Origin of the sequence: Pseudomonas sp. JY-Q, assembly GCF_001655295.1 — a bacterium.
GTDB lineage: Bacteria > Pseudomonadota > Gammaproteobacteria > Pseudomonadales > Pseudomonadaceae > Aquipseudomonas > Aquipseudomonas alloputida.
Genome location: NZ_CP011525.1, coordinates 4773798 through 4800126, shown reverse-complemented (window position 1 = coordinate 4800126; position 26329 = coordinate 4773798). Strand labels below are relative to the sequence as shown.

18 protein-coding genes and 1 pseudogene are annotated in these 26329 nt (G+C 53.8%); 10 read left to right on the top strand and 9 right to left on the bottom strand.

The window, feature by feature from the left end; genetic code table 11:
- Positions 1-18: 18 nt before the first annotated feature.
- Both AA098_RS21585 and AA098_RS21580 read right to left on the bottom strand, forming a co-directional pair.
- Positions 19-825 carry an NAD(P)-dependent oxidoreductase gene (locus AA098_RS21585; RefSeq protein WP_003254828.1) on the bottom strand — a complete coding sequence of 269 codons (807 nt, stop codon included), beginning with the start codon at positions 823-825 and terminating at the stop codon, positions 19-21.
- A 709-nt stretch (positions 826-1534) separates the two neighbouring features.
- On the bottom strand, positions 1535-2773 hold the full coding sequence (locus AA098_RS21580) for an OprD family porin (RefSeq protein ID WP_064614987.1): 1239 nt from the start codon (positions 2771-2773) through the stop codon (positions 1535-1537).
- Positions 2774-3532: 759 nt separating this feature from the next.
- Here AA098_RS21580 and AA098_RS21575 point away from each other — a divergent pair.
- On the top strand, positions 3533-3772 hold the full coding sequence (locus tag AA098_RS21575; RefSeq protein ID WP_003254825.1) for a type II toxin-antitoxin system RelB/DinJ family antitoxin: 240 nt from the start codon (positions 3533-3535) through the stop codon (positions 3770-3772).
- A pseudogene (locus AA098_RS28825) lies at positions 3762-4049 on the top strand (type II toxin-antitoxin system RelE/ParE family toxin). Before AA098_RS21575 ends, AA098_RS28825 begins: the two are co-directional and overlap by 11 nt.
- Before the next feature lie 810 nt (positions 4050-4859).
- Here AA098_RS28825 and AA098_RS29350 read toward each other — a convergent pair.
- Genes AA098_RS29350 through AA098_RS29345 form a run of 4 tightly spaced genes read right to left on the bottom strand, consistent with a single transcriptional unit; the run spans position 4860 to position 10884 of the window.
- The gene (locus tag AA098_RS29350) at positions 4860-7364 is read right to left on the bottom strand and encodes a zinc ribbon domain-containing protein (protein WP_155737843.1); all 2505 of its coding nucleotides are present in this window, start codon (positions 7362-7364) and stop codon (positions 4860-4862) included.
- Positions 7361-8314 (bottom strand): TniB family NTP-binding protein, encoded by a 954-nt coding sequence (locus tag AA098_RS21565; protein ID WP_169725160.1) that lies wholly within the window; start codon positions 8312-8314, stop codon positions 7361-7363. Before AA098_RS21565 ends, AA098_RS29350 begins: the two co-directional genes overlap by 4 nt.
- A gap of 4 nt (positions 8315-8318) precedes the next feature.
- Entirely contained in the window at positions 8319-10232 is a 1914-nt protein-coding gene (locus AA098_RS21560; RefSeq protein WP_063424745.1) for a DDE-type integrase/transposase/recombinase, read from the bottom strand.
- Position 10233: 1 nt separating this feature from the next.
- Positions 10234-10884 (bottom strand): hypothetical protein, encoded by a 651-nt coding sequence (locus tag AA098_RS29345; protein WP_155737842.1) that lies wholly within the window; start codon positions 10882-10884, stop codon positions 10234-10236.
- A 398-nt stretch (positions 10885-11282) separates the two neighbouring features.
- Between AA098_RS29345 and AA098_RS21550 the strand changes: the two genes are divergently transcribed.
- From AA098_RS21550 to AA098_RS29595, 3 genes are all read left to right on the top strand, one after another.
- Positions 11283-12161, top strand: coding sequence for a hypothetical protein (locus AA098_RS21550; protein WP_063424741.1), 879 nt, complete (start codon positions 11283-11285; stop codon positions 12159-12161).
- Positions 12162-13300: 1139 nt separating this feature from the next.
- Complete coding sequence (locus AA098_RS29655; protein ID WP_081237981.1) at positions 13301-13489, top strand: antitoxin Xre/MbcA/ParS toxin-binding domain-containing protein; 189 nt, start codon at positions 13301-13303, stop codon at positions 13487-13489.
- A gap of 135 nt (positions 13490-13624) precedes the next feature.
- Positions 13625-13783 (top strand): hypothetical protein, encoded by a 159-nt coding sequence (locus AA098_RS29595; protein ID WP_169725158.1) that lies wholly within the window; start codon positions 13625-13627, stop codon positions 13781-13783.
- A gap of 90 nt (positions 13784-13873) precedes the next feature.
- On the opposite strand, the gene AA098_RS21540 is transcribed toward AA098_RS29595, so the two are convergent.
- The gene (locus AA098_RS21540; protein WP_064614985.1) at positions 13874-14302 is read right to left on the bottom strand and encodes a hypothetical protein; all 429 of its coding nucleotides are present in this window, start codon (positions 14300-14302) and stop codon (positions 13874-13876) included.
- 335 nt (positions 14303-14637) lie between these two features.
- Positions 14638-15615 carry a DNA-binding protein gene (locus tag AA098_RS21535; RefSeq protein WP_063424735.1) on the bottom strand — a complete coding sequence of 326 codons (978 nt, stop codon included), beginning with the start codon at positions 15613-15615 and terminating at the stop codon, positions 14638-14640.
- A 173-nt stretch (positions 15616-15788) separates the two neighbouring features.
- Between AA098_RS21535 and AA098_RS21530 the strand changes: the two genes are divergently transcribed.
- The 3 genes from AA098_RS21530 to AA098_RS21520 all read left to right on the top strand — a co-directional run bounded on the left by AA098_RS21530 (position 15789) and on the right by AA098_RS21520 (position 19677).
- Positions 15789-16697: a site-specific integrase gene (locus tag AA098_RS21530; protein ID WP_063424733.1), complete on the top strand. Its 909-nt coding sequence runs from the start codon at positions 15789-15791 to the stop codon at positions 16695-16697.
- 412 nt (positions 16698-17109) lie between these two features.
- Positions 17110-18096, top strand: a complete 987-nt coding sequence (locus tag AA098_RS21525) for a sensor histidine kinase (protein WP_063424731.1) — start codon at positions 17110-17112, stop codon at positions 18094-18096.
- A gap of 162 nt (positions 18097-18258) precedes the next feature.
- Positions 18259-19677: a GrpB family protein gene (locus AA098_RS21520; protein WP_063424729.1), complete on the top strand. Its 1419-nt coding sequence runs from the start codon at positions 18259-18261 to the stop codon at positions 19675-19677.
- Positions 19678-19825: 148 nt separating this feature from the next.
- Here the strand turns inward: AA098_RS21520 and AA098_RS21515 are convergent, their stop codons facing one another.
- Positions 19826-21475, bottom strand: a complete 1650-nt coding sequence (locus tag AA098_RS21515) for a hypothetical protein (protein WP_063424727.1) — start codon at positions 21473-21475, stop codon at positions 19826-19828.
- Between the two features lie 553 nt (positions 21476-22028).
- On the opposite strand from AA098_RS21515, the gene AA098_RS21510 reads away from it, so the two are divergent.
- Together AA098_RS21510 and AA098_RS21505 are read left to right on the top strand one after the other, a co-directional pair.
- Positions 22029-24842: a TrlF family AAA-like ATPase gene (locus tag AA098_RS21510; protein ID WP_063424725.1), complete on the top strand. Its 2814-nt coding sequence runs from the start codon at positions 22029-22031 to the stop codon at positions 24840-24842.
- A gap of 113 nt (positions 24843-24955) precedes the next feature.
- On the top strand, positions 24956-25831 hold the full coding sequence (locus tag AA098_RS21505) for a hypothetical protein (RefSeq protein WP_063424723.1): 876 nt from the start codon (positions 24956-24958) through the stop codon (positions 25829-25831).
- Positions 25832-26329 lie beyond the last annotated feature (498 nt).

Genomic DNA, 26329 nt, shown 5'->3' with positions numbered 1-26329 from the left:
GTGCCTCCTGGCGTGGGGTCAGTTGAACGGGCCGGCCACGGCGAAAGCGCCGCCCTGGTAGACCATGCTCGGGTCATCGGCGGCGGGTGCCGGTTGGGCCTCCACGGCTGCGCGGAAGGCTTCCGAGCTGTCCTTGGGCACATAGCCCAGGTGCGCGGCATGGCGGTTGTCCCACCACACGGTGCGATTGTCGGAGGCGCCGTAGACGATGGTATGGCCAACGTCGGGCGTCGATAGGCCACGTTCGATCAGTTGCACCAAGTCGTCATAGCTCAGCCAGGTGCAGAGCATGCGCGGGTTCTGTGGCTGCGGGAACGACGAGCCGATGCGAATGCTGACGGTCTCGATGCCGTAGCGGTCAAAGTAGAAGCTGGCCACATCTTCGCCGTAGCACTTGGACAGCCCGTAATAGCTGTCGGGACGGCGTGGCGCGTGAGCGTCGATGCGCTCATCCTGGCGGTAGAAACCGATGGTGTGGTTGGAGCTGGCGAAGATGATGCGCTTGACCCCATGCTTGCGCGCCGCCTCGTACACGTGGAACACGCCGCAGATGTTGGGGCCGAGAATCTCTTCGAAGGCGTGCTCGGTAGAAACCCCGCCGAAGTGGATGATGGCGTCCACGCCTTCGACCAGTGCATGCACCGCAGCCTTGTCGGCCAGGTCGCAGGTGATGACTTCCTCATGCGGGCCAGCAGCAGGCGCCATGGGGCTGATGTCGGAAAGGCGCAGGACCTCGGCGTAGCCTTTCAGGCGTTCGCGAAGGACCTTGCCCAGGCCGCCTGCGGCTCCAGTGAGCAGCAGGCGATTGAAGGGGGTAGTGGTCATGGCCGGCTCTTATTGTTAGTTGTTGTAGGTTGTCGTATGACTTGAGTGATTATTGGCGGTGGTTCTGTGTGTTGTCAATGAGGCTTGGGCGGCTTTTGCCGGCCTTTTCGCGGATAAGAAAATGCGAAAGGCCTGCGCGGTCGCCCGTAGGAGCGGGTTTACCCGCGAATGGGCCGGCCCTGCTGGCCAATCTCCACCCGCCGTTCGCCGTTGCCGCCGCTACCGTATTCGCGGGTAAACCCGCTCCTACACCAGATCGAGGGTGGACACAGGTCGGTGGTTGGGCGCAGGCCGTCGTGTAGGAGCGGGTTTACCCGCGAAGAGGCCGGCCCTGCTGGCCAATCTCCACCCGCCGTTCGCCGTTGCCGCCGCTACCGAATTCGCGGGTAAACCCGCTCCTACACCTGATCAATGGTGGACACAGGTCGGTGGTTGGGCGCAGGCCGTCGTGTAGGAGCGGGTTTACCCGCGAAGAGGCCGGCCCTGCTGGCCAATCTCCACCCGCCGTTCGCCGTTGCCGCCGCTACCGTATTCGCGGGTAAACCCGCTCCTACACCAGATCGAGGGTGGACACAGGTCGGTGGTTGGGCGCAGGCCGTTGTGTATGAGCGGGTTCACCCGCGAAAGGGCCGGCCCTGCTGGCCAATCTCCACCCGCCGCTCACCGTTGCCGCCACCACCGTATTCGCGGGTAAACCCGCAGGTCTTGATCAGAGCAACGACAATGGGTAGTTGAAGATCAACCGGTTCTCGTCAAACTCGTTATTGCTGTAATCCCGGCGAATCGACGAGTTACGCCATTTCACACTCAAATCCTTGAATGCCCCGCTCTGGATTACATACGCAAGCTCCGTTTCACGCACCCACTCCTTGCCATCGGTCACCCCCCCGCTGTGCACATCGCGCCCGCTGATGTAGCGGTTCATAAAGGTCAGCCCTGGCACCCCGACGGTGACGAAGTTGAAGTCATGGCGCACCTGCCACGAACGCTCGTTGGCATTGTCGAAGCTGGAGTTGTAACTGTCGTTGGCCAAGGTCCCGCCACTGGTGCCGTTCACCCGCATCCAGGTATCACCATCGACTTTCTGCAGCCCCACCCAGAAGGTGCTGCCACCGTACTTGGCCGAGAACATCCCCGAGTAGGTCTTGTTGTCCAACTGCCCGGCGCGTTCGGAGCCGTCCTCGTCGCCATGGAAGTAGCCCAGGTTCGCACCCAGGGTCCAGTCACCCACCGGCTGGCTATGGCTCAGTTGCAGGTATTGCTGCTGGTACACGTCCTTCAGCACCGCATTCCAAAGCCCCACCAGCGTGCGGTCCTGGTTGAACTTGTACTCGCCGCCGACGAAGTTGAAACGGTCCGACACGCCGCCGCGGTAGCTCATGTCTTCCATGCTCGCGTCGTTACGCGGGCTGTTGCCGCGGAACTGGCCGCCGTACAGGGTCAGCCCTGCGATTTCGTTGGAGGTAACCTGCCCGCCACGGAACGTCTGTGGCAACGAACGCCCGTCGTCCGAACGCAGAATCGGCAGTACCGGCATCCATTCACCGATCTTCAGTTCGGTCTTGGAAATACGCGCCTTGCCCGCCACTGCCAGGCGCCCGTAGTCGTCTGCCGGCTTGCCATCGTCATGGCGTGGCAGCAACGCCGTGCCATAGGTACCGCCACCGCCGTCGAGTTTGACCGACCACAGCCCCAGCACATCCACGCCGAAGCCGATTGGCCCTTCGGTGAACCCCGAGCGGGCATCGAGGATGAAGCTTTGCGTCCACTCCTCGGCCTTGCTCTGTGGGTTGCTGGGGTTGGTGAAGTTGCGGTTGATGTAGAAGTTGCGCAGCCCGAGGGTGGCCTTGCTGTCCTCGACAAATCCCGCTGCCAGGCTGGTGCCCGGCAGGCCGGCGATAACCCCGGCGCCAAGCAGGGCGAAGGGTAGGGTGTGGCAGATTTTCATTATTGTTGTGCTCCCTAAGGGTGTGGCAGCCCGTCCACCGGGCACGCGCAAGCGGCCTGCGGCAGGGGCGGGTAGATAACGGGCCGGTCAGGGCCAGGGGTGAATGCGCGGTAACCGGGCGCTACGTACTGGCAGGTTTACGCGAGCTGGCCGGGGGAAGAGGGGTATGCAACAGACGTAGGTGTAGCGGGATGGATGTCGACATGAGTTCGTCCACTGATTGTTGTTTTTGTTATGCGTTGTCGTACAACTGTGGGCGATTATTAGCAAGGGGGAGGAGGGCTGTCAACGGCTGATCGCAGAGCAAATAAGGTACTAGACGCCAAAAACTGAGCGGCAGAGGCTCTACCCTGAACGCGCTGCAGACATACTACAACTGCCATGCACCATGCCACGCACGTACACGATCTACTGGTAGGAGCGGGCTTGCCCGCGAACACGGGTAAAGCCCGTGCCATCCACCCCATTGGCCGCCTCGCACCGCAAACCGGGGGCAGGGTTAAAAATCAAATCGTAACTGCGGTGGCCCCATCCCCGAGCCTGCGCTATCTTCAGATCTGGCCTCGCCCTTGACCACGTCGACTGGCATGTCCAGTCCCGGCATCCTTGCTGGTGCCGTACCCCTCCTGTCGGCAGGGGCGAGGCCTCTTCATTTGAAGGGAATGGCGCTGTGGTCACTTCCGGCAGACAAACTGCCATTGCAGAGTCCCCACGATCAGTGCAGTGTAATGACAATCGTCTTTACATGAGGGCTATGTCATGGCTTCTATCAATATCCGCGTCGACGATGATCTCAAAGCCCGCGCCTACAAAGAGCTCGATCGCCTCGGTGTCACCCCCTCCGAACTCATGCGCCAGGCCCTGCAATATGTAGCTGAGCGGGGCAAGCTACCCTTCCGGCCGGTCCTGATGACCGAGGAAGATGAAGATCTCATTGCTACCGTACAAGAGCGGCTTGCTTCTCCGCAGCGCGTGAGGGTAAAGCTGGATGACCTATAGCCTCGACCTTGATTCCCGCGCATTGAAAGAGTGGAAGAAGCTGGGCGATACCGTGCGTCAGCAGTTCAAGAAGAAACTGGCAGAGGTCCTGCTGAAACCTTGAATCGAGGCAAACCGCCTTCACTCGCTGCCGGATTGCTACAAAATAAAGCTTCGCAGCAGCGGGTACAGGCTGGTTTATCAGGTCATTGACCAAGAGATCGTGGTTTTTGTCGTCGCTGTCGATCGCCGTGAGCGGGACCAAGCTTACAAAAAGGCTGCTGAGCGACTTGAGTAGGCCTATAGGGTTTGGCAGCCCCAGGCCGAAATCTCCAAGGTAAAACACCGCCTCAAAGCTAGAGCTGTGCTTCGGTGGGAGCGGGCTTGCCCGCGAAGAATCCGACTCGGTGTATGGCACCGGCTTCGCCGGTGTTCGCGGCGGTTCTACGCCTCGATGAACCCGCACAGCTCCCCCATCAGCCCAGAGGGCTCATTGCTAAGTCAGGCAGACCAGCTTGCCAGGTAACCCCGGCAAACTGCGATCTCTGTAGGAGCGGGTTCACCCGCGAAGAGGCCAGCACAGGCAATAAATGGCCCCCTGTTCACATGGGCCTTCGCAGGGGCGGTCTTTTATAGGATTAAGAAATCAATCTTCGTAACTGACGTCAGGACTCTCGGGGAAAATCATAAAAAAAGGCTGCCAATCGGCAGCCTTCTCGATGCTCAGCCCGGCCTTATTTTTCACTGACTTCCGAATAATAGGCATTGATAAATAAAGTTTTTTTCAGCGCGGACCGAACAAAAATATCAAAAAAATTGAACCAGAAGACTTTTAGTCACTGGCAATCGTATTGATGTTATCAAGGGCGCTTAGGTTCGAGTTCTGATCGCTCAGGCGCTAGGGCAGGTGGACGTCTGCAGACTATGCAAGCGCCAAAAAGGAGACCTGCTCTCTGGTCGATTGTGACCGCTTCACGGGGATTTGTGGTGGGCCGAATGACTGAGTGCGCTCCTCTCGCAGACTGTTTTGATGTCTACGAAGGCAGTCGATTGAACCTAAATGAACTACAGCCCTGGAAGGTGAGTTTTTGAAGTGTAGTCTGTGATTTTAATAACGCCTACCGGGTGAAGATTGAAAACGCTTGATTTGAATGGCGACTGCCCGTTTGCTGATGAATATCCCAGCCGCTAATTGGGGCGGAAGCTTGGTTGCGATGCGTATTGCACCTATGTCTATGAGATATTTAAAACGCCCTTTGGCACCTGCGCGTGAATCTGCCATGGCTAAAGTGCAGTAGGCTTTCAGAAACTGACGAACCTTGTTGTGATCTTCATGAGAGATCCAATCCTTGTCCCTTGCGCGGATGGTGTTCACGTACCCCGTCTTGGTGAAATGCTTGGTAAAATCTTGAAGGGAAATCTTAAGTTTATTGCATGCATCTGGTAGTGATACGAAACCATCTAGATATGTTTCATTCGAACTGTTGGTGACGAGCTTGAAGCCTAGCTGTTGAAGATCTCTGAGAAGAAAAAAAGTTTCAGACGCTTCGTTGGGGTTTCTATGTGTTGGTAATATATTTCTATTTTTTAAAAAGGTTTGTATTTTTGAAGGGCTGATACCAATCATTTTGGAGGCTTCGGTGGCACTGATATGATTGATTAGAAATTCATCTGCCTTCGATTTGTCGATGAATAAGTTGCTCGGTGCACCATTGCAATCGGCAGATATCTCACGAGTTATCAATAGTGTTGTTACAGTGCTTACCGAAAGCTTAAGGTAGCTGCTGGCTTCAAGGATTGTCATCGTTTCGTTATTATGGCTTGAGTTTTTGCGGACTATTTCTTCAATGTCTTCACGGTGAAATATTGTAGTATCACCGCAGCCAGCAAATGGACCTGCTAACGGCTTCAATCCCAAGCTTATAAGCAGCTTGGTTGCTAAATTATGGACGGTGCCAATAATTCTTGCGAATTCCTCCGCTTTTAAGAAATCATATTTTGCTGCCTCAACATCCGTTTTTAGCAAGTATAAAGAGTTCCCCCTCCGTTTTCTTCGTCGAGCGATGAGCCAACCATCTCTAATAAGCTTAGCGATTGTGCAAGGTGAGAGGTTTGACAGCTCTGAGGCTTTCTGCGAACGGCAATACTTATCGATTTCTGCCTCATCAATAAACGCCAGTTGAGCTCTTTGAACTCTTGGGTGCTTTTCATGCGGCACTCGTGCCTCCAGATATGCACCGAGCCGATCGGTAACAGAGCGTTCTAGAGGGACCGCATAAGTGAATTGCTGTGCTGGAAGGGGGATTATATCGAGGGCCTGCATAGCCAATATCACTGAATTTCTATCCGTATTAGTCCTTGAGCAGAACTGCGCTAAGGTTTCGTACCTATCTTCAAAATTTCGAATCTGACGCTCGTTGACGCTATAGGAATTGTCGCCATGAACTGTAACCTCAAGCAGACCCTCTTGGATGATTCGATTAAGCCTATGCCTAGTTACACCGAGTCGTTGTGCTGTAGACCCTAGAGTCATTCCTTTTCTTTCTGGCTCCTTCCTGATTGGGCGATTTCTGAATTCATCAGCTTTTTCTACCAACTCAAGGATAAGGTTTTCAGGAATCATACGTTGGCGGCCAACGCTTTTCCAAATGTGCTGAGTTTCTTTGTAGAGGGCTAGCAGCACACTTCGAGGTAGGTTTAAGAGTTTTCTAATTTGTGTTCTAGCTAAGGAAAACGTTTCTCCTGGTTGTCTGTAAGGTGTGCTGGATGAACCAGAGGTATCGGGATGGCGTGCGTCTTTGTTATCCAAGAACGATTCAACCACCTTTCTTGAAACTTCAGTTTCTACATTGGATAATGCCGCTGCAATGATGCGGCGCTCCAAATGTGGATGGCAGGAGTGAAGCGTGTTGAGAAATTCACTCAGTGTTTTTTGATCATTTTCAACTATCGCCACTGCAATAAGGAGCGTAGCCCTATTAGGGTCACCGCTTGAAACAGGATAGGTGTAATTTAGAGCGTGGAGCGCATGCTCTAGCAAATCAATATTTTCTTGCTTCGACCCACGAAACCAGTTAAGTAGTTTCTGTTCTAGATTTGTATCTTCGATAGTGCATGGTGGAGAGATCAATTCATTCTCGCAGGCTCTGCAGTGTAGCGTCAGTGCATCAAACCACGAGATGAGAGCGCCGCAATGCGGGCAATTAAATAAATAAGCTCTGGTGTGGAGGGGGCAATGGAAGCAAAATCGAATGTCCTTAAGAAAGTGCTCCATGCCTTCATGCCAGCAGTCGGAGCACAATCCTCGTCCCGACCAGCGTATCATCGAGTTCTTGATCAGAAGGTTGTTAACAGAGTAATGCCTATTTGATCGAAATGCAGTTAAAGGGGCATAAAATCCTGATAGTACTTTATCTTTATAAATGCCGGACCTGTCGGCGAGCCATACTGCCGGTTCCCCATTGCGGCTGAGTGCATTAAATACAGATAATGGGATGCCGAGACTCGAAAATTGAGCGCGTGTAACGCAGCCGTGCTTTAAAGCGAATCGTTTCAATAAGCTTGTCGGGCTTTCCTCAGGCAAGGGAAACGGCAAGTAAAATACTTCATTCATGGTGAGACCCTATACGATTTTATTTTTTCTTGAACCTCTTTTGATTCTATAAGTCGAAGATTGCTCACTAGATCTGCTGCGAATGGGTTGCGAGATGACAGCTTGGTATCTAAGCTGAGGTGTTCACAGGAATAATGCAGATCGGCTAGCTTTAAACCCTTGCCATCATCGCGTAAGAGACATCGCTTCAGCGCAACGAAGAGGATCTTCCTGAGCCAGCCAAGATTACCTGCTGTTGCTATGAAAAGGCCCAAAGCAATGGACGGGTCATGAAGGTTAATGTCACTGGAAAGGCCTGTGACCGTGAAAAGAGCCTCATTGAGCTTTTCTAATGTGCGAGCGTAATCTGAGTTTGGATCGTCACTGTAGGTGAAGAACTCCAAAGTTACTTGATATGGGAAGCGTGTCGCGAATGCGCCGAGATGCGACCGTATGTCAACACATTCTTCGGTGCCGCTAATAATTACTGGCTTACCTAGCTTCGTAGTAAAAGATGCTATCCAACCAAGAGTTTGCGGGCGTATTTTTTGGGCGGCGCCGATACAAAGGCGGTTGATTTCATCTAAGAATACAAGCTCTACACGTAGTTGTTTTAGGAGGCTCACAAGTTGCTGTGTCATTTCCTCAAGACTGCCTCTGGGTTTGCTAATGCCTAGTGCGATTAACATCTGTCGCGGCATGCCCTTTACAGTCACGTCGCTAGGGACTTCGAAGTAGATGACGGGCTTGCATAGGTCGACTCCACCTTCGACAAAGCTTGCATACCTTTCTACGTATTGTTCCATAGCACTAAAACATAGCGTTGTTTTTCCTGTGCCCGTCCTGGCGCACAATATTGCCCCATAAGGTTCTTCTGATACCTTAGTATCCTCGATTGCATCCAGTAGAACCGAATGCGCAGCATTGAATCGTGGGAAGTGAACCCTACAATGCTTGAAGGCATTGAGCATTGAATTAATCCGTGCGGTCTCCATTTCGACGGCCCCCTATTGAAAGCGTAAAGTCTTCAGGAGTTGCAGTGTTGTATTCGTGACAAGGCACTACGTTGTCCAATGGCAATGATGGTTGCTCATAAATTTCTGTCACTTGCTGCGTACTCAACTTCCCATCCTCTAGCGCTGTCAAGAGTGTTTGGTAGCCCTTTTTGTTGGCCTTTGCAATCTTCCAGAGTAGTTGTGTTCGCGCCTCCAGTGCTTTGCAATAACACTGCGTCTTCCTGATAGCCTTTTGCTGCGCTTGGATCAGATGATGAAAATGCAGCGTTAGACCGTTTTGGTATTGAGGGTGCATCGGGATTAGCGGCTGGATATCATGCGGATAGCTCGGGTGGCAGATCCAGGCTTGGCTTACGTCGCCAGCATCAAAATAAAGAATGAGCTTCTTTACTAGGGGGTGCTTTGTGGCTAGATAACTAACCGCAGGCCCATACCAGTGCAGATTCTGATGGCGTACCCGTCCGCTTGGATTTCCCGTTACTTCCGCAGATCGCCAAAAACAGCGACGCAGATCCTCGTCTGAGAATCTTTGAGGCGGAAATTGGTTAGTCACGGCTAGTGACCAAGCTTCGTTGGGGGACATTTCCAACGAACTGTGTTTGTCAGCATGATACGTATCAAGCCATTCGGTGAAAATGCTTTGGACTTGTTCGAGCGTATACATCGCTTGCCCTTCAGAGTCGTAGTCACCTCTCGCCACAATACTTTTGTGGGTCGTGCCGCGCATCATGTGCTCTATTTCACAGGCCCAGGTCTTAAAGAAAGCTTCGATATGCGGTTTCTGATTCGGTTCGTCTTGCTCGCAAAAAGTGACCGCTGAGCCCAAGAAATGAAGAAGTTTTCTCAGGGTTTTAGCGATAAATTCGGCACCGTTATCAAAAATGTATAGTTCAGCCAAGCCACCTCGCGGATTGTTGGAACTTAACGATCTCTGTAAGACATTGATGGTAGTGTCCAAGGACGCCGGATTAAGTGAGATCAGCCATGCGATAATATAGCGGGTCTTAACTTCGATAAAGGCAGTAAGTACAGGCTTTCCTACTGGCTTGCCATGTTTATCCACTACTATGACGTCCAAGGGGCGTGAGTCGGCCTCTACACGCTCAAATAGTCGATCAGGCTCAGGTATCGGCGCTCCCCAGTAATGAGTTTTCTTGGCAGCTTTTCGGCCGCGCTGATGAAGTATGGTCTCGTGGGCGTTAACCTCGTTGATGATTCTATAAAGAGTTGATACGGATGGAACGCGAAACTGCTCAGTGAGCCGGCGCCGTTCATTCAATGCTTTCAGCATCAACCTAATGCTGGAGATTAGGGCTGTTTTAGTAAAGGGGGTTGGGTTCCAGAAAAGTGTGGCGATGTTGGACTTTATCAGTTGCTGTACTTCCAGGGGTTGATGAGAAATGTGCTTGTTGATTGGCCTGAAAGTATTAGGTATTAGGGCGATAAAGTTCCTGCCAGCATTTAAAAATTCCCGTTTCCATTCCCATAAAGTAGTGTAACTGGGAGCCTTGTGAGGCCCGATTTTTTTGATCATGATTTCGACAAAATCATGATGAGTCCGGCGTGTGACCCACCCGCAGTCCCCTAAGAAGGCTTCGACATAGGCGGCGCGAGTTTCGAGAGCACGAGCTTCCCTCTTGGGTAAGCGGGAAATTATTAAGTGGGGATCAGTTTTTATTGGTGCTTCCTGCAGTTTAATCATCTTGCCCTGGTCAATGGCTCGACGAAGGGTGGTGACATATTGATAAACAACTTGAGCAGGCCCGTAGATCGTACGTAGTTGGACGCGTTCACCGTCAACTTCCATTACCTGATAATCTTTGCCGCTGTAGTGGTAACGCTCTCCCGTCCGAATTTCAATCAAGGCGCGCATGTTAAGAACTACGCAGGCGGGTATCGAGGTTGAATGGTTGGCTGAGATTGACAGAGGTCATCTGGTAGAAAATTGAATAAGCAATGTCGTTAGCCGGATGGCCACTGCTGAGCAGATGCTGGACTGATACCTCATCAGAATCGAAATTATTAATTGTTGCAACTACCCGGCGCGCGCCTTCTGATGTGCCATGCAGGGCGTGATGGTAAAGATGCCTAAGGTTATGAGTTTTCGGGGATTGGCTAATGCTGGCGAGCATGATTATTTCCAGGTTTAGCCCCGCTTCGCTAAAGAGTGCGCGGAGCCCGCTCTGCCTATCTTTTTCTACTTGAAGAATGACAGTTGTAGGCTTCAACAGTTCGTAGAAGACCATATGCCCTTCGTCGAACAAGGCGCAGAAGTCAGGGCTGTAGCACTGATTAGTTTTTTCGAAACGAATTTTTCCGGGCCGACTGCAGTAGCCTGTGACTCTGGGTTCATATTCTAAATGAATACAAAAATCGGAATGCTGCAGTACCGTGCAGCCCACAGCGGACTTGTTTTTATTCGATGGGAAGTGGGTGATTCGCCTATGGTGTTGACCAGTCGTTAATTCAGCACGCGCAGTGATCGTAACCGTGCCTGGCAGATGGCGTTTCAGATCAAGTTCCATAAAGTCTCCGTATAGACGGGCTTTGGGCTCTCTAATCAAAACTGTGATCTTCCCCTGCCTCAGGCACTGACTGTGGGCTTGACGCGGGTCAGCGGGGAAGGCATCCCCGTTGACTCAATTTTCACCCGGCTCGGCTCTCCTTGACAGACCATGATATGAATAAAATCTATTGGTCTGACGTAGGCAGTTTTTCGAAAAATCAATAGGTTAACAAATGCGAAAACTTCTGCATTTGTGAATAGGGACGGCAATGACCGCTCCTTGTAGTGCCGCAAGTCCGTCATGTAGTGGTAAGGCTTGATGTGTAGTGCTGCTACATTTTTTGTTGCGACACTACATTCAGATGCGATCCGTGTCCTCCTCATGGGTTAGGGCGACACTGGAAAGGAGTTCTTGTTATGAGGGATAGCCGGTTGGATTTGCCCGAGCTCAGACGTGCTCGAGGCGTCGCTTTTTCCGTTTCGGTGGCTGAATGCTATGGGTGTCAAGACAGTGCTGCAGCGGTAGCAGCCTGTGAAGCTGCCCACGACATCACAGTTCTCCCGCAAACGGGAACACCTCTAGAACTGCTCAAGCTTTGGCGACGCCGATTCAAGGGCGCCGTTGCGTCTGAGATAGCTCGAGTGAGTTTGTATGAGCGCTTTCCCGACCTCCGCAGCGTTTTTGATTCCTCCTTGTGGAGCTTGCTCAAGCCAGATTTATTGCCCACACGCGCTGAAGAGTTAGCGCAATCGGTGCGCGTGAATGGCAAGCAGTTGGCAGGCTTCAGCCCGAAGTCATTGGCAATACTCTCTGGCTGCCCTCATTGGCAGCGGCTCGCACCGCTGCTCGCGATCCTTCGCTCGAAATCGAGCACGTTCCTTATGCAGCGCTGCTGGTTGAGAAAGTCCTTTGCCGCTTTTTGCTGCTTGATGTGTGTGCGACCAGGTCATAGAAAACTGGCAGTACCGCTTTGGAAGGCAATTCATTCACTAGAGGCCCAGGGCAAGCTGGGTGACATAGCGTTTTGGCCGGCGGATGCTGGGTGGTTCGAGCGCCTCTTGGTGAAGCAGATCAAACTGGGTGATCGGCTGATTAGTAACGGATGGGTCGATGGTTGGGATGATGAGTGTCTGCTTTGGCTTTGGTCTTTGGCTCAACCGCAACACACTGAGTTGGTGGAAACGCTGCTATCCGCGGAGGTCTTCCCGCACGGGATGAAACCGCCTGCGTTAACCATCGAAGTGCAACGGGCGTTAGTCAAAAGGGCACGATTTGTTGTCACGCTGTCGATGTGAATAAGGATCAGATTCTCCAAATCACAAAATGATCGCCGAGCGATAGGCTCAGCTCGGTCAACCTTTGTTTGCTGTGGATACCGGCCCAGTAGCAACACTTCGGGCCCTGCCAATATTCCCGCTTGCTCTGGCGTTGATCCATCTACTGGACGAGTCAGTGGTCATCTGCCCCAGACGTAAATGCTAAGCGTCAGTGGCGTGGAGTACATGTGTACTCTAGTCGGAATGTCAGGATGATAGTCTCGTGCCGGCAGATGCAGAGGATTTCTTGACTGGACGGTGTGGGAGGACCGCTTGTGGTACCTGTGAGGCATCGTTTGCCGGTATCGAAACCCGGAGATGGGTCAACAACTCTGCACATTTTTCTGCATAAATTCCTATCCAACCTGAATCAGATAACGCGGGGCTTTCCTCGCTTTCTCATCGGTTGAACATGGCTGTTTTCTACACATTTTTTTGCAGACATTTTCGGACATATCTACGCGCATTACCGCGGCAGTCGATCCGGAGCAAGGGGCCGGCCGGCCTTCGGATGAGTTGAATTTTATCGCCCATTGAAAGGCTGGCCGAGGGACAACTTCACTGAGTCCAGGATGCCACGGGGCTGGACGGATTTTCTCCAGCCTGGATACTTCCGTCAATTTCATCAATGCGCCACGCTACGAGTCAATCGCTCACCCGTTGGTGTCTTCATTGCCGTAGCTGCTCAACGATCTCATAGGAATTGCAAGATTAGCGATCAAATACCTTCTCAGAGCTCCCCTGGCGCAAAGCTCGTTTTCCACTCTTGTTATGCAACGGTGCTCAGAGCAGCTGATGCCCGTTACGATGTTCGTGGCTACGTGTTATCAGAGCTGGTCAGCCTGTGCTTAGGCAATCGCGCTACTGTACCGCTTGTATATCGTGCCCATTACGAACGCTACGTGCAAAGGGAGGCGATGGCGTTCGTGGAGTCTTTCACCGCTCAGTTATTGTTTGGGGCAGGAAGATTCTCTCCTCACGAATACCGTTACAGACCAGAGGCATCCGCAGCGCCTGTGGTCAATCACCAACCGGAGCCGCGCATGACGGCATTTAGAGTTCTCGCACTCAGCTCGCCTTTTCCTAACAGGTGTTGGAGTCTGAACCATCACTGCTTCATGAGACGACGCCATGAGATTTTGATAACCGGTGAGCAGGTGTTTGGAAATCGTGAGCTGGCTGAAGCATGGTTCACCAAGCCGGCGATCGGACTTGGCCGGCGTCTGCCGTGCATGCTGTTGAAAACCAAGAACGGTTATACGGAGCTGGCGGAGTTCCTCGTCCGGCTCGATTACGGTGTTTATTGATCGTCACCCGGCTTCTAAGTAGCACGCCTAGCGTGCTCCGGACTGATACTGTCGAGTATGATGCGAGGACGCGTCTTGTCATCGCCACCGCCCAGCAATCCTATCCACCCGAAGGTCACGACACACGAGGTGTCTATGAGGCAGATCAAGCAGGAACCCAAACCCCTGATGGCCGCCCGCTTTCAAGCAGAAGCACGCGAAGCGCTGGCCAAGCGCAGTAGCCAGGGCCGCTTTATCGATATTGCCGCCTCTAAAGACCGGAGTTGGGAGCCAGTAGGGCGCTTGGCTGGTTGAGTTGTCAGGCGAAAAAATATTGCTTAGGGCTTCATGGGCAGATATGCCCACAGCGTTGGCGACGCTAACGCGAAATGTACAGGCAATTTGTCACCCATGCAGCGCTCCGTACGCCTCACTTCGGGCTGCATCCAGTACCCGCGCGGGGTCGTCCGCCATTACATCCTTCGGCATCTGGCCTCCCAAGTAGCTATTGGATGAGCTGAACCAGAGCGCCATAGCCCAGTCAGGCTTGCTGAAGCCGAGCGTCGCGATGATGGCTGTCAATGACGAAAATGGGCGGAAGCTCGAAGCGGGATCAAAGGCGTAAAGGGGAAAGTATTCCTTGTCCTCATGAACCAGCGAGAAGATGTTGCCCGCGCGTTTCCACTCCTTGAGTTCAGCCATGGATTGCTCTGTGCCCAGCTGAGCCAGCACGGCGAACGCTTCGGCTGTCAAGAAATCACCGCTTCTCAGGAGACGCGCTTTGCCCTTCTCCAGCATGGCCGCTTCACGGGAAAAGGTGGGGCGCGTAGACATGGATATCCGTCCGGTGATCAGTGGCCGCTTACCCTTCCATTCTACGGTGTGATCCAAGGGTCCAACAATCTGGGCTGGGCGGGCAGGACCCCGCTCCGAGCGTAGGGACCGCCAGGTCGCTGTGGCAGGCTAGCCTAGTGCTTGAGTGGCATGAGGCTATCCGGGAATTTTCTGTTCAAACAGACTCAGTCGTCAGTTTTTTCTTAAGCGGCCCATGAAAATCTTCAGATTTGGCGTTTTTCTACATTTTTTCTTAACTTTCCTGCCCCGCATGCGCTGGAAGTACACGGCGACGCTCGCGTGAGGTGGGACGACTCCGCGCCAAGCTCGATCCATCATCGAGGAAGTGGACTGTCGGATGACCCCGGTCCGACCACGCCTTGCAGGCGTGCCAGTTGTTGCGCCTGCGCACGCAGGAGGCGCTGGTCATGACGGTGCACGAGGAGGTAAGACTTGGACTTCTCACGAAGCAAGGTGATCTCACTCGCCATTATTTCTGCCTGCTGATGCGCCTGGTTCATCTGCAGCTTCTCGGCCGCCAAGTGCTGCTGCGCGGCGTTCAATTCCCGCTCGAGCTGACGGAGCTGTTGCTGCTGGTAGCCCTGCGTGCTGGTCGAGCGTTCCAGGTCTCGGTACAGCTGTGTCAGTTCTTCCTGGCGGACAGCGAGTTGTTCACGCAATCCCCGCACCTCGGCTTGCAACTGACTCAACTGCTGATCATGCCGTAGCAGCTCTTCCTGGCGTTGCAGTTGATGCTGTTGGCGAAAGTGCTCCAGAGATTCACGCGCTTGCTGGTGTTTGGTCTCGAGCGACTGAATCGTCGTCGCACGCTCCTCGAGCAGCTGAAGCTGCTGTCGGCACGCTTCCTCAAGACGCTTTCGCTCACCTTCCGCCAGTTGCAGTTGACCCGTCAACTGCACTTCACGCAGACGCAACAGCCGATGGGCCTCCATCTCTGCGGTGTGCGCCACTTGTAATTGCTCGAACCGCGCGGCTTCCACCGCACGCTGCTGCTGATAGGCCGCTTGTTGCCGTTCCAGGCGGGCACGATCGACGGCGACCGTGGCCTGCGCTTCGTTCGCCAAACGCTCAGCTAGACTCTGCAGCAGCGCCTGCAATTCTTCCGACAGATTCACCTGTGGCGGATGGGGTTCTGCTACGTCCAGTTCACGCAGGTAGCGAAGGATGGTGGTCTTCGAGCCCGTGTGGCCGAGTTCTGCACGCACGGCCTCGATACTGGGTGACAGACCACGGGCTAGGAGGGCATCGCGGGCGCGCTGCACGAGGGCTTTATTGATACCGGCGCGGGCCATGCTGATGCTCCCACTTTTTCATACTGTTCAATCAGTATGGAAGTACACGTGTACAGGCGCCTGGTCCGATCCGAATAATCGGACAGACTGACGTTTGAGAAGCCAAGTTTCTCGCACGTGATAGCGCTTATAGCGGTGTTTTGCCGCGTGCGGGGGTACAGACGGAGGCGGTGGTGGACACTTCGCCCGATCGTTATCTCCGGGCGGCGCGTCGCGCCAGTACCGAGCGGCGCTACGCCCAGGCCATCGCGCACTTCGAAACGGAGTGGGGCGGCTTGCTGCCTGCCTCCAGCGAAAGTGTGGTGCGTTACCTCACGCATTACGGCGAGCAACTCACGAGCCGTACCCTGCGCGTGCACTTGGCCGCTTTGGCGCGGTGGCATCAGCAATTGGGCTTTACCGACCCCACCAAATCCTATCGGGTGCGCGATACGTTGAAGGGGATTCAAGCGCTGCACCCGCAGCCGGTGCAACAGGCCGAGGCCCTGGCACTGAACGAGCTGGAAACCTGCATCGCCCAATTGGCCGCTGAACTCGCGGATCCGCAGCCGGCCGTGAGGCTGCGCGCCGCGCGTGACCAAGCGCTGATCCTGCTCGGTTTCTGGCGGGCGTTGCGCAGCGATGAACTGAGCCGCTTGCGCATCGACCACATCCAGATACGTCCAGCGCAGGGGCTGGAGCTGTTCTTGCCGAGTAGCAAAAGTGATCGCAGTAACCGCGGCCGGGTAATAAAGGTGCCGGCGCTCAAGCGGCTGTGCCCGGTCGCGGCGTATGATGTGTGGTTGCAAGAGAGTGGCCTCACTGAGGGCGCGCTGTTTCGTTCCATCGACCGCTGGGGCCATCTCGGGACGCAGGCGCTTAATGCCAACAGCCTTTCGCGTTTACTGCGCCAGGTTTTTCTGCGCAGTGGCGTCGACCCCGAGGGGTATTCGGCTCACTCGCTGCGCCGCGGTTTCGCCACCTGGGCGAGTGAAAATCAATGGAGCAGCAAAGCGTTGATGGACTATGTCGGCTGGCGTGATGTGCAGACGGCTGCGCGGTACATCGAAAGTGACGCTCCGTTCGGCGAGTGGGTGCGCTGAGGGCGCAAGATGGCGAGGGGACAGGCACAGTCCAAGGGTGACTTCAGCTTGCCTACTCAGACAAGCGGATCACAGGTCGCGATAAACAACCCCCACCCTCTACAGGGCAGAGGGGTGGTGGCACACGGCCACGCTTCTGTGCAAGTATCCGCTTGCACAGGGCGCCCCCGGCGCGCTCACCGCCGAATAACAGTGAACGCGGTTGGCCGTCGAGCCCATGCGATGATTAATCTCAAGCGCGAGGCCGGTCCTCGGTGCGATCGTGGCGGGCGGATAAATGTGCCTGACGGTGCGTCGCAACGGCTTTGATTGCTTGCGCTCGGCTGAACCAGGTGATGACGCTGGGTGGCAACCGTGAAACCTATAGTCTGTGGGGATTTGAGCTGCCGCAGCAGGATAAGGAAGGGACACCATGAAAATCGATTTTCCCAAACAACTGGACAAGGATTGCCTGGGTGGTTTTTTTGCTCAGTTGGCCGAGGCTAAGGACCATCCAGAGCGGGTAACCATAAATTTTGGCAGCCTCGAATTTTCCACACCAACCTCAATGCTCGTTGTCGGTGTGGTGTTGCGTAATTGGGTTACTTACCGAAAATCGCGAGGTTTAGAGGTTTGGCGGTCTGAGCTTAACGATGCCAATGGCGCGCAAACTTACTTGATGCATTTGGGCTTCTTCGATTTCATTGGTGTCCAACAGGGTAAAAAAGTCGGTGAGGCCCAAGGCTCGCAGACGTATCTGCCGATCATCGCGATCGAAAAGCCTGCCGATGCAGCGCAAGCGGGTGAATTGGCGGCCTGGTACGATTCGATCCAGACGGTGTCTAGGAAGCTGGCAGGCGTTTTGGCAGGCTCGCACGATGACAGTAACGAACTACGCCTGTACACCTACGCCATTCGTGAAATCATACGGAATGTGTTTGAGCACTCTGGAGCTACCGAATGTTTCGTTTGTGGTCAGCGCTGGTCCAACGGCGTCGCTGAACTGGTAGTCGTGGACGAAGGGATCGGCATCAGTCGTTCGTTGCGCGCGGCCTACGAAATTGCCGATGATCAAGAGGCGCTAAAACAGGCGATCCGACCGGGTGTGAGTCGGACCGCGAACCTGACGGCCGAACAAAATATCTACGATAATTCAGGTTTTGGACTGTTTGTCCTAAGTGAAATCGGTAGTCATTTCGGCTGGTTCCTGCTGGGCAGTGGTCAATCCAAACTGCTTGGAGAGAAAAAAGATTTTTCAACGTCGGTCTCTTCATTTGATGGCACTTATGTCGGCCTGCGCGTGAATAAAACTCCATCTGATATGGCGGGGCTTCTGCAAGATATTATTAGGGCGGGTGAAGAAGAGGCTGCGCTCCAGGGTATTGCGCAAAAAGCTTCTGCTATGTCTAAGTTGGGGTGATTCGATACTGGCTGGTAGCGCGTCTGTGTGTCGGCGCAAAAAATTCTGCGTCTGATTTTCAAGCACGATTGAAGGCCTGGTTCTCAAGTGTAAGAGTCGCTTGCAGCGGTACAATGCGTCACTCCTAGAGTTGACGCTAGGTGAGGTTTAAGGATCGAGATGATGAACACAGTCAGCATCGCTGAGCATAGCGCCTCTTGGAAGCAGCAGTATGCTAAAGAGTATAGTTTGATACGTTCAGTCGTCACTGCCACAACCGTGTATGTTGATCATGTAGGCTCCACCTCTGTAATTGATCTTTCTGCCAAGCCTATCGTGGATATTCTCATCTCGGTGGGCGATTGGGCTGAGGTGGATAGGCTAATTACCCAATTGCAATCGATTGGCTATCGCCTGAGCGAACGATGTGACAGTACGCCGCGATTTTTTTTGACCAAATATACCTATGACGGCACGGGGTCATTCCATGCGCATGTGTGTGAACCACACAGTCGATGGGGCCGTGACATGTTAGTGTTCAAAAGTGAGCTGATGTCTGATGCACAGCTGGCCAAAGATTATGCCAATTTGAAGAAGCATTTGGCGGGTATTTACCATGATGACGTTCAAGCGTATGCGGCAGGAAAGAAAGACTTTATTGAGAGTAGGTTAAAGAAAGTGGGTGGCGAGTTTAGTATTAATGGTCTGCTAACGCGCCAGCGGGCCGAGTCTAATAAATCTGAAAAACTGCAAATTGCCATGATGGTTGTTCAGTTTCTGATTGCGGTGTTTGCAGCGGTTTCTGTATATTTTAACAACAATGCGTATCTGTTTGGGTTGGCTGGGTTAGGGTTTGCCCTAATGTTGATTTGGGTGTGCTTGAGTCAAAAGCAGCTTTCGCATCGAGCCGCGGGGGATCAAGCGCGTCGAGCGGTGCTTTTAATGAGTGGGCTGAAATTAGAGCTTACGGCCGGACAGCAGCTGCGAATTAATGAAGGGTTCAAGGTGCCGCCAACCAGTGGGGAGTCTAGGCGCGAAGAAGAGCACTTTGCGACTCGGGAAGCGCCTGGATTTAAACGTCTCGCTGAAATGATTGAAGAGTCCTCGTACTGGACACGCGACCTACAGACGGTCAGTTCTAAGGTTATGATTTATGTACTGCTAGTGCTGCTGGCTGCGGTACTGGTCGTCAGTGGGGCAGCAGTAGCCTCCCTCGCCTCGGATGGTTTAGTGTCATTGTTAAGGGCCGTTATAGCCATTATGGTTTTTGTGGTCTCATCTGATGCGCTCGGGTTAGTATTGGCATATAGAAGTTCAGCCGCAACGATTGGCGAAATTTTTAAACGTGTCGAGGCCGCAGCGGCTCGGAATTTTGAAGAGTCAGATGTTTTGCTGTTGATGACGGACTATAATGCGGCAATCGAAAGAGCCCCGAGTACTTTCCCCGGTGTTTATAGGTTCACTCAAAGTGGGTTGAACCGTCGCTGGCAAGCTTATGTCGAGGCGAAATTCAGGCGCGAAGTTAAGCCGGACTCGGATAGCAAGCTCTCTACGAACCCGCATGAGCCCGTCGCAGTTGAGCAGGTTACCAGCGAAAATTGAACTGCTGAGTTCAAGATGGCGCGGCTGACGGGGGCACTGCACCGGCCGCCGGACAGGAGTGTTGAGTCAATGCTGGCCCTCCAGGATTGGAGGGACAGCTAGACATTCAGTCAGCAACGCAGCGTCAACTACGTCGCCGATCCCGCGGTTAGAAATTAGCGCGTTGATATCGGATGGATCGGATGAATAACTGGTCTTCGCCGTCGAAGTAGGGCTCCCTCAGTGGGTTGGGCTCGTCGATTTCCAGAGGTTCGAGCGCTGCCGTGTTAGGCGGCAATGTGGGTGCCTCCTGCAATTCTTCGCAGAGACCGTGAACCCGCAGGACCTGTCCTTCACGAATGGCCTTCTTCAAGACCTTCAGAGGCTGACGTTGTATTAGTTTGATTAGAGCCGGTTTGATCTCAAGGTACAGTGTCTGTCCACTCGCATCCCGTTGGATCACACGCCGCCCAATCAGATGGGTGCTTTGCCAGGCAGTCTCTTCGATGATTTTCAGTGACAGGCTGATATCGACGCGGGCGATGGCTGTCGGGAGTTCGATGCGCATGGCATAACTGGCTTCAACACCGGCGCCTTCGTAGCACGTGAACTGACCCATACGCGCACGTTCCAGTACCTCCACGGCCAGATCAGGGTTATCGGTCTGCAAGGTACAAAGCGTTTCATCGGACTCGGGCTTGATCTCTATTCGCAGCTCGTGTTCCAAAGTTTCATGGGAGGCCGGACTCAGAAACAGCAGGTCACCCCACCCTGCTGGTGGCGGGCTGATCCAGCCAGCAGCCGTCGCGCCCCCCAGCAAGTCGCTGCATAGCCGCCGGTGGTAATCCTCATATTCCCAGTCGTGCCGTTCCAGGTGCGGGGGCACGCTGAGCGTTTCCACTTGCATCAGTTGACCCTCGAACAGGACGACTTGATAACGGTTACTGTCTTCGTCTGAAAACTGCACGTATTGCGGGCGCAGAGGTGGGTGGCTGATCGAAGTCGGGCAGGGCATGCCAAACACCAGATAGGCGTGGCCTTGATAGAGAAAAGGAATGAATTCCGCGCCATCATCGTTGTAGCGGCGCTCATGTATCCAGCCTTTCAGGCACTGAGCAAACCAATGCCGATGCTGTTGCATGCGTGAGCATTCAGTGATGATTGGCTCCATGAAGTCCGGGAGATCGTCACATTCATCACCACATTGATACGCCAGCAGATAGTCCCGGCTCGCCTGATACCACGGCTCAACGTCCCACATAATCTTGAGTTCATGGCCAAAAGGCTCAGCCGTGCTTGCTTCGACCGTAATCTCGTCGTCAAAGATAAATAACCGGGGCCAGAAAATACGGGTTCCTACCAGTTGCAACTCGACGCCGTTGATACAGACGCGGCTCTGAATGATTGCCAGCGGATCTGGGCCCATCTCGGCAGGTTGCCATTTACTTGGTGTAATTGACTGCAGCACATCCGTCAGGGTCACTGGCTCACCTGGTACCGCAAATACTTGGCGCAACGCTTCGCAGAGTTCCAGCAGGTTACGGTTAGTGAGGATCAACTGGCTGACCGAGTACGCCAGCCTACGCAGGTTCTTCGCCAGATAGGCTGCCGCGATTGGCGATTGTGGTAATTCCGCCAGCAGCAGAGCATGTTGAAGAGGCAAGTCTTCACTTAACCGCGCGCACAGATCCGACCAATCGGTACAGCCGTACGGACCTCGGGCTAAGATGTATTTAGCGGTGGTCAAATCGATATCAAAGATATCACGCAGGCGCTTAGCCTGAACTTTGATGCTTTCGTGCAAAGTCGCAGGGATCATGAGTTTTCTCCGTTGCTCCTTCTTAGGAGCGACATCGGAGACGCCCACCCGCCATCCCCGATGCCCGGAAGGGCTCAGGTCAAAAGACTACAATGAGGGTCATGGTTCGATTCGGTTAGCTGCGGCCAGCGAGGCCTCTGGGGGTGGGCAGCCCGTCGACCATGTCGCGACGTGCGGCTACGCTATCTTAAAGCTCTGAATCCTGCAAGCGAGGGCATTTCCTTGCACACGTTTCAGGTGCGTACATGGATCCTCCTGCGTGCCAGGCCGGCCGTCCGCCACCCGCGACACCTTCCGGGGTTTCCCGGTATCTGATGCTTAGATTTCGCTGAGCCCCCCGAACTGCGGTCTGCAACCGAACGTGCCATACGAGTGTGTATCCGCGTGCAGGCTCGAACAGCTCATCGTATGGGCGCAGTGAATGGCCTTAGGTTGTATCAAGCTCGCAAACAATATCAACAGCGGTTCAGGCAGCTTCACAGAAACTGTATGCTGTCAATGTGATATCGTGCTGGATGGCCCAGCGAGTAGGGAAACGGACTTGGAGGTTGCTATGGGCGATTATCAAGGCATGCGCTGGTTCAAAACGGACTTTCAAGTTCAAACGCCCGAGGACAACCGCCACTGGGCGGACGACGATCTGCGCTTGCATGAACGACGGCCGCTGGTGGGAGGAAAACCCTGCGAACTCGGGATTCAGGAAAAGGCCAAACGCTTTCTGCGCCGCTGCCACGAGCTCGAGCTGCAGATGATCGGTATCACCGACCATAACTTTTCGGAGCGATCAGAACCACGGGACTGGTTCCTCACTCACCTCGTTGAACAAAATCGATCGGTCGCCAAGGAGCTGAAGCGCGAGCCGCTGGCGATTTTTCCAGGCTTTGAAGTTGACATTGGTTACCACGTTCTCTGTCTCTTTAAACCAGCGAAGAAACAGCGAGACATTCAACGGCTCAACATGATCCTCAGCAAGCTGGGCTTGGCTGAGCACGAACGCTTTCGGGCCGGGGTACCGCTGCAGCTGCGTCGTGATGGACGCACCCTCAGCTTGAAAGAATTGATCGACGTTGTTCAACACCATGATGGCATTGTCATTGCCGCTCACGCTGATCAGAGTGATGGTATTTTGGACTCGCCCAACAATATGGCGGACTACCAAATTCCTCAACTGCTGGCTATTGAGGTCACCACCTATCCGCTACCGCCTGGAATTCGGTCGATTCTGCAGGGTACTAATCGAGAATGGTCCAGACGGGGGCGACAGCCTGCTTACGTCCAATCCTCGGATGCCAAATCCTTGAAAGTGGATGAAGAAGGCAAGCCACTGGCTAATTCATTGGGTTATCGGTCGACCTGGGTCAAAGCCTCAAAGCCCTCCATCGCCGCACTGCGCCAAGCTTTCCTGGATGGCGCTTCGCGGCTCAGAATTCAGAAAGCGCGCCCCTCCGACGAACAGTCACATCCGCGCATCGTGTTCCTGAAATGCCGCGGATTGAGCTTCCTTGCTGATCAGGATGTCCACTTCTCGCCAAACCTGAATACCATCATTGGTGGCCGAGGTACTGGTAAATCAACACTGATGGAATTGCTACGTTTCGCCTTCGCCAGGGATACGGTCGGCCAATTTTCCGCGCCTATCAAGGCGAAATTCGAACGCCTTCGAGGAACGTTTACCGGTGAGGCCGAGATCCAGATCGGGTGGGAAGGCGTAAGCGGTCAAGTTGACGTTATCTCGCTACGACCTGACGGCACTCATCAAATTGTGCAGGGCGAGGTCGTGGATATTGCGGCTTACCTCAAGCAGATTCCCATCCAGTTCTACAGCCAGCAGCAACTGAGCGACCTTACCAGTGTTGGGGGGGAAAGCAGTCTGCTGAGCATGCTAGACGAGGCCTGTAATGCTGAGCTCCAAGCACTCAAGGCACGCGAAACAAACCTTCGGGCCGAAATTGTTCAGGTGTTCGCCGCGTCTGACCAATTAACTGAGCTGCGCAAATCGGAGAAGGAGGTTGCCCAGCAACTGCTGGAGCTTAATCGACAGTGGCAGGCCCGCAGAGAGATCCAAGCTGAGGCTCTGCTGTTCCAGCGGGCAGAAGCGGCGCGCCAGTACTTCGAAAAGTCCAGGGCCCAGTGTGCTGAGGATGTCGACGCTATTGTCGAGGTGGCCGAAAAGCTTGCCCAGCCGGGCGGCTTGAACGATGGCAAGATCGAAGCCTGGCCACGCTCGGAATGGTTCAACGATTACACCGAAAGCGCGAAAGCGTTACGCCAGCGTTATTCAGAGCAGCTGGCTGCGCTGGCATCAGCGCTGCGCAAGGATGTTGCCGAACTGGAGCAACGGCAGGGCGGTTGGGAGGCTGTATCGGCGGAGTTGGCGGCGATCAAGGATGGCTTTATGCAAGCTTGCCAGGACCGCGGGTTGCAGCCGCAGGACGTGGCGCGGTTGCAAGAAATCGACAAAACGCGACAGGTCAAACAGGCGACCCTGGAGCAACTGCAGAAACAAATCGAAGCGTTGGCACCCGGGGTAGAAAAGCTTTCCACGCGACTGGATGAACTGCACGCGCTCTGGGCTGAGCAATTGGCAGTGCGTAGAAGGACTGCCTCGGAGATCACTCTGAAAGCCAATGGCTCGATCAAGATTCTCATTCAGGCGATGGCGAATGAAGCCGAGTTTCAAACGGTATGGGAAGGGTTGGCACCGGATGGTCGCGCTCGCATAGGCAGAGTGTGGACGCGAATAGGCACCGTATTGTTTGAGGACTTTCACAACCATGAGGCCGCTAGTCAGCCGGCGGCCTATTCGCCTTGGCTGCATATCAAGACCGTTTTGAGCGAAGCGATCCCTGTACCGCCGGAGTTGATGGATCTTGTTGGTGATATCCGTAAGCACCTCGGCGAGCAGAAAGACAAGTGGCGGGCAGCACGACTGCACCGCATTGAAGACCAGGTTGACCTTGAGCTGTACCGGGCTGATGGCACCCTGGTTGGCAGCATTCAAAATCGAGCGCTGTCTGAGGGGCAACGCAATACTGCAGTGCTGAAGCTATTACTCGCGCAAGGGGATGGCCCCATTGTCATCGACCAGCCGGAAGACGAGTTGGATTCGAATTTTATTTATCATGAACTGGTGCCACTGCTCCGACAGGTCAAAAACCGCCGGCAGCTCATTCTCGCCACGCATAACGCTAACCTACCCGTAAACGCTGATACTGATCTGGTATATGCGCTGGAAGTAATAAAGGGGCGGGGCGAGCGCTTGGCCGTAGGCGGGCTTGATCAGACCGATACTGCCAATGCGGTTCTAAATATCATGGAAGGCTCTGCGGAAGCCTTCAAGAGACGTTTGGATAAATACCATTTTTAATTGGTGAGGCAAGGAGTGCTCGTTGATTGAATAAATGACAAGGCAAGGGAGCTTTAGTTTGAGGGCGTGGCCAGCAGGTGCGCGTCAATTTTTTGAGGTTAAGGTATTAGCTGATGTCGAAGTTGTCGAGTAAAAATGGGGCGGCAGTCGTCCCTAAAAGCGAGCGTAGAACCGTGTTGGGGTACTTGGGGTTGGGCCTTGCCTATTTTGCAGGGTTCATGATGATCAAGATGTTTTTGTATACCCCGATAATGATGGCCTTGCCTTCATCATGGAGCAACTTTGTATTTCGTCCATCGTTGATAGTGTATCGTCTGTTCGCGGATACCAGCGAGCTCACATTGGAGCTCGGCAAAACTTGTGATCAGGCTGGTGCACAGTGTATCCCGTCCTTTAATTTGGCAGGTTCTATCCAGCCGGGCGACGGCAAGGTATTTCGGGACAAGCTGTCCAGTCTGCTTGCGGAGCATGCGGATGTGAACACGGTGTGCCTGAATTCAAACGGAGGGGATAACGATAGTGCCGCCGCAATCGCTGCAGAGATCAAGAAACGTAAGCTCAATACCTGCGTAGGCGATATGTCGTTCAGCCTGTCCGGACTTCAGCCAGAGTCGGGCGTAAGGTACACAGATACCTGTGCATCGGCCTGCACATTCATTCTACTTGCCGGCACGGAAAGGATCGCAGTCGGAACGCGTTTCAAACTTGGTTTGCATTCGCCTCGTAGTGTTCTCACCACTGAAGACAGTGTGGTTGATGACGAAGAGGCGGCTGCAAATGGCGTCCGCTTCGCTGACGCCAAACTGCTGGGGCCGATCTTCAGCCTTTATGAGGGCAACGTGTCCGTGAGTAACGAACAGCTGCAAGAAATATTTGCTTATGTAAGTCATACGCCGGCCTTTAAGATGTATTCGGCATCAGTGGCTGAGCAAATGGCATTGGGGTTCTTTACGAAACGTTTGAGCAACCAAGTGGTTGAGCTAAATTAAGGCGTCACTCCTGCGACGCTGAATGCAAGCAGCCGCCACTCTGGCGGCCTTTAAATCATTCATCGATATGCCAGTGATGTGATGCATAGGCTCAAGCTACCCATTGCCCATCTACTGAAAACGCTCAGCTACGGTGGGTTGCTTTGAACCCGAAATAGTCACCTGCATACCAGGGATGCTTCGCACGGAAACTTGACTCTCACGGGCACGGCGCGGGTTTGCAGTAATCCTTTCAATGGCAGGGCGCGTGGTGCGCCAGATCATGAGCATTTAACAAGAAATTCAATATAATGTATTCGTATACTAAATTTCATGCAAATTCTTTTGGTGCCTGATGCATGGGGCAATCGAAAGGAACGAGCCCAGGAAAGGCTGATGAATTTGAGATGGCTTGATGGCCGACACAGTAGCCGTAGATCAAGTCCCCATTTCTGAGGGGGAAGTCGGTTTGGGAAGCCGGAAGGTGACTTTATTAATATCTTTTTGTGGTTTTAGAAT

Bases quoted from the DNA above. Each gene is read 5' to 3' on its own strand.
- AA098_RS21540 (WP_064614985.1), bottom strand. From the start codon at position 14,302: ATGTCTACGCGCCCCACCTTTTCCCGTGAAGCGGCCATGCTGGAGAAG.
- AA098_RS21560 (WP_063424745.1), bottom strand. From the start codon at position 10,232: ATGCGCGCCTTGATTGAAATTCGGACGGGAGAGCGTTACCACTACAGC.
- AA098_RS21585 (WP_003254828.1), bottom strand. From the start codon at position 825: ATGACCACTACCCCCTTCAATCGCCTGCTGCTCACTGGAGCCGCAGGC.
- AA098_RS29595 (WP_169725158.1), top strand. From the start codon at position 13,625: ATGAGGCAGATCAAGCAGGAACCCAAACCCCTGATGGCCGCCCGCTTT.
- AA098_RS21510 (WP_063424725.1), top strand. From the start codon at position 22,029: ATGGGCGATTATCAAGGCATGCGCTGGTTCAAAACGGACTTTCAAGTT.
- AA098_RS21575 (WP_003254825.1), top strand. From the start codon at position 3,533: ATGGCTTCTATCAATATCCGCGTCGACGATGATCTCAAAGCCCGCGCC.
- AA098_RS21525 (WP_063424731.1), top strand. From the start codon at position 17,110: ATGAAAATCGATTTTCCCAAACAACTGGACAAGGATTGCCTGGGTGGT.
- AA098_RS21515 (WP_063424727.1), bottom strand. From the start codon at position 21,475: ATGATCCCTGCGACTTTGCACGAAAGCATCAAAGTTCAGGCTAAGCGC.
- AA098_RS29350 (WP_155737843.1), bottom strand. From the start codon at position 7,364: ATGAATGAAGTATTTTACTTGCCGTTTCCCTTGCCTGAGGAAAGCCCG.
- AA098_RS21535 (WP_063424735.1), bottom strand. From the start codon at position 15,615: ATGGCCCGCGCCGGTATCAATAAAGCCCTCGTGCAGCGCGCCCGCGAT.
- AA098_RS29345 (WP_155737842.1), bottom strand. From the start codon at position 10,884: ATGGAACTTGATCTGAAACGCCATCTGCCAGGCACGGTTACGATCACT.
- AA098_RS21505 (WP_063424723.1), top strand. From the start codon at position 24,956: ATGTCGAAGTTGTCGAGTAAAAATGGGGCGGCAGTCGTCCCTAAAAGC.
- AA098_RS29655 (WP_081237981.1), top strand. From the start codon at position 13,301: ATGAGACGACGCCATGAGATTTTGATAACCGGTGAGCAGGTGTTTGGA.
- AA098_RS21565 (WP_169725160.1), bottom strand. From the start codon at position 8,314: ATGCTCAATGCCTTCAAGCATTGTAGGGTTCACTTCCCACGATTCAAT.
- AA098_RS21580 (WP_064614987.1), bottom strand. From the start codon at position 2,773: ATGAAAATCTGCCACACCCTACCCTTCGCCCTGCTTGGCGCCGGGGTT.
- AA098_RS21520 (WP_063424729.1), top strand. From the start codon at position 18,259: ATGAACACAGTCAGCATCGCTGAGCATAGCGCCTCTTGGAAGCAGCAG.
- AA098_RS21550 (WP_063424741.1), top strand. From the start codon at position 11,283: ATGAGGGATAGCCGGTTGGATTTGCCCGAGCTCAGACGTGCTCGAGGC.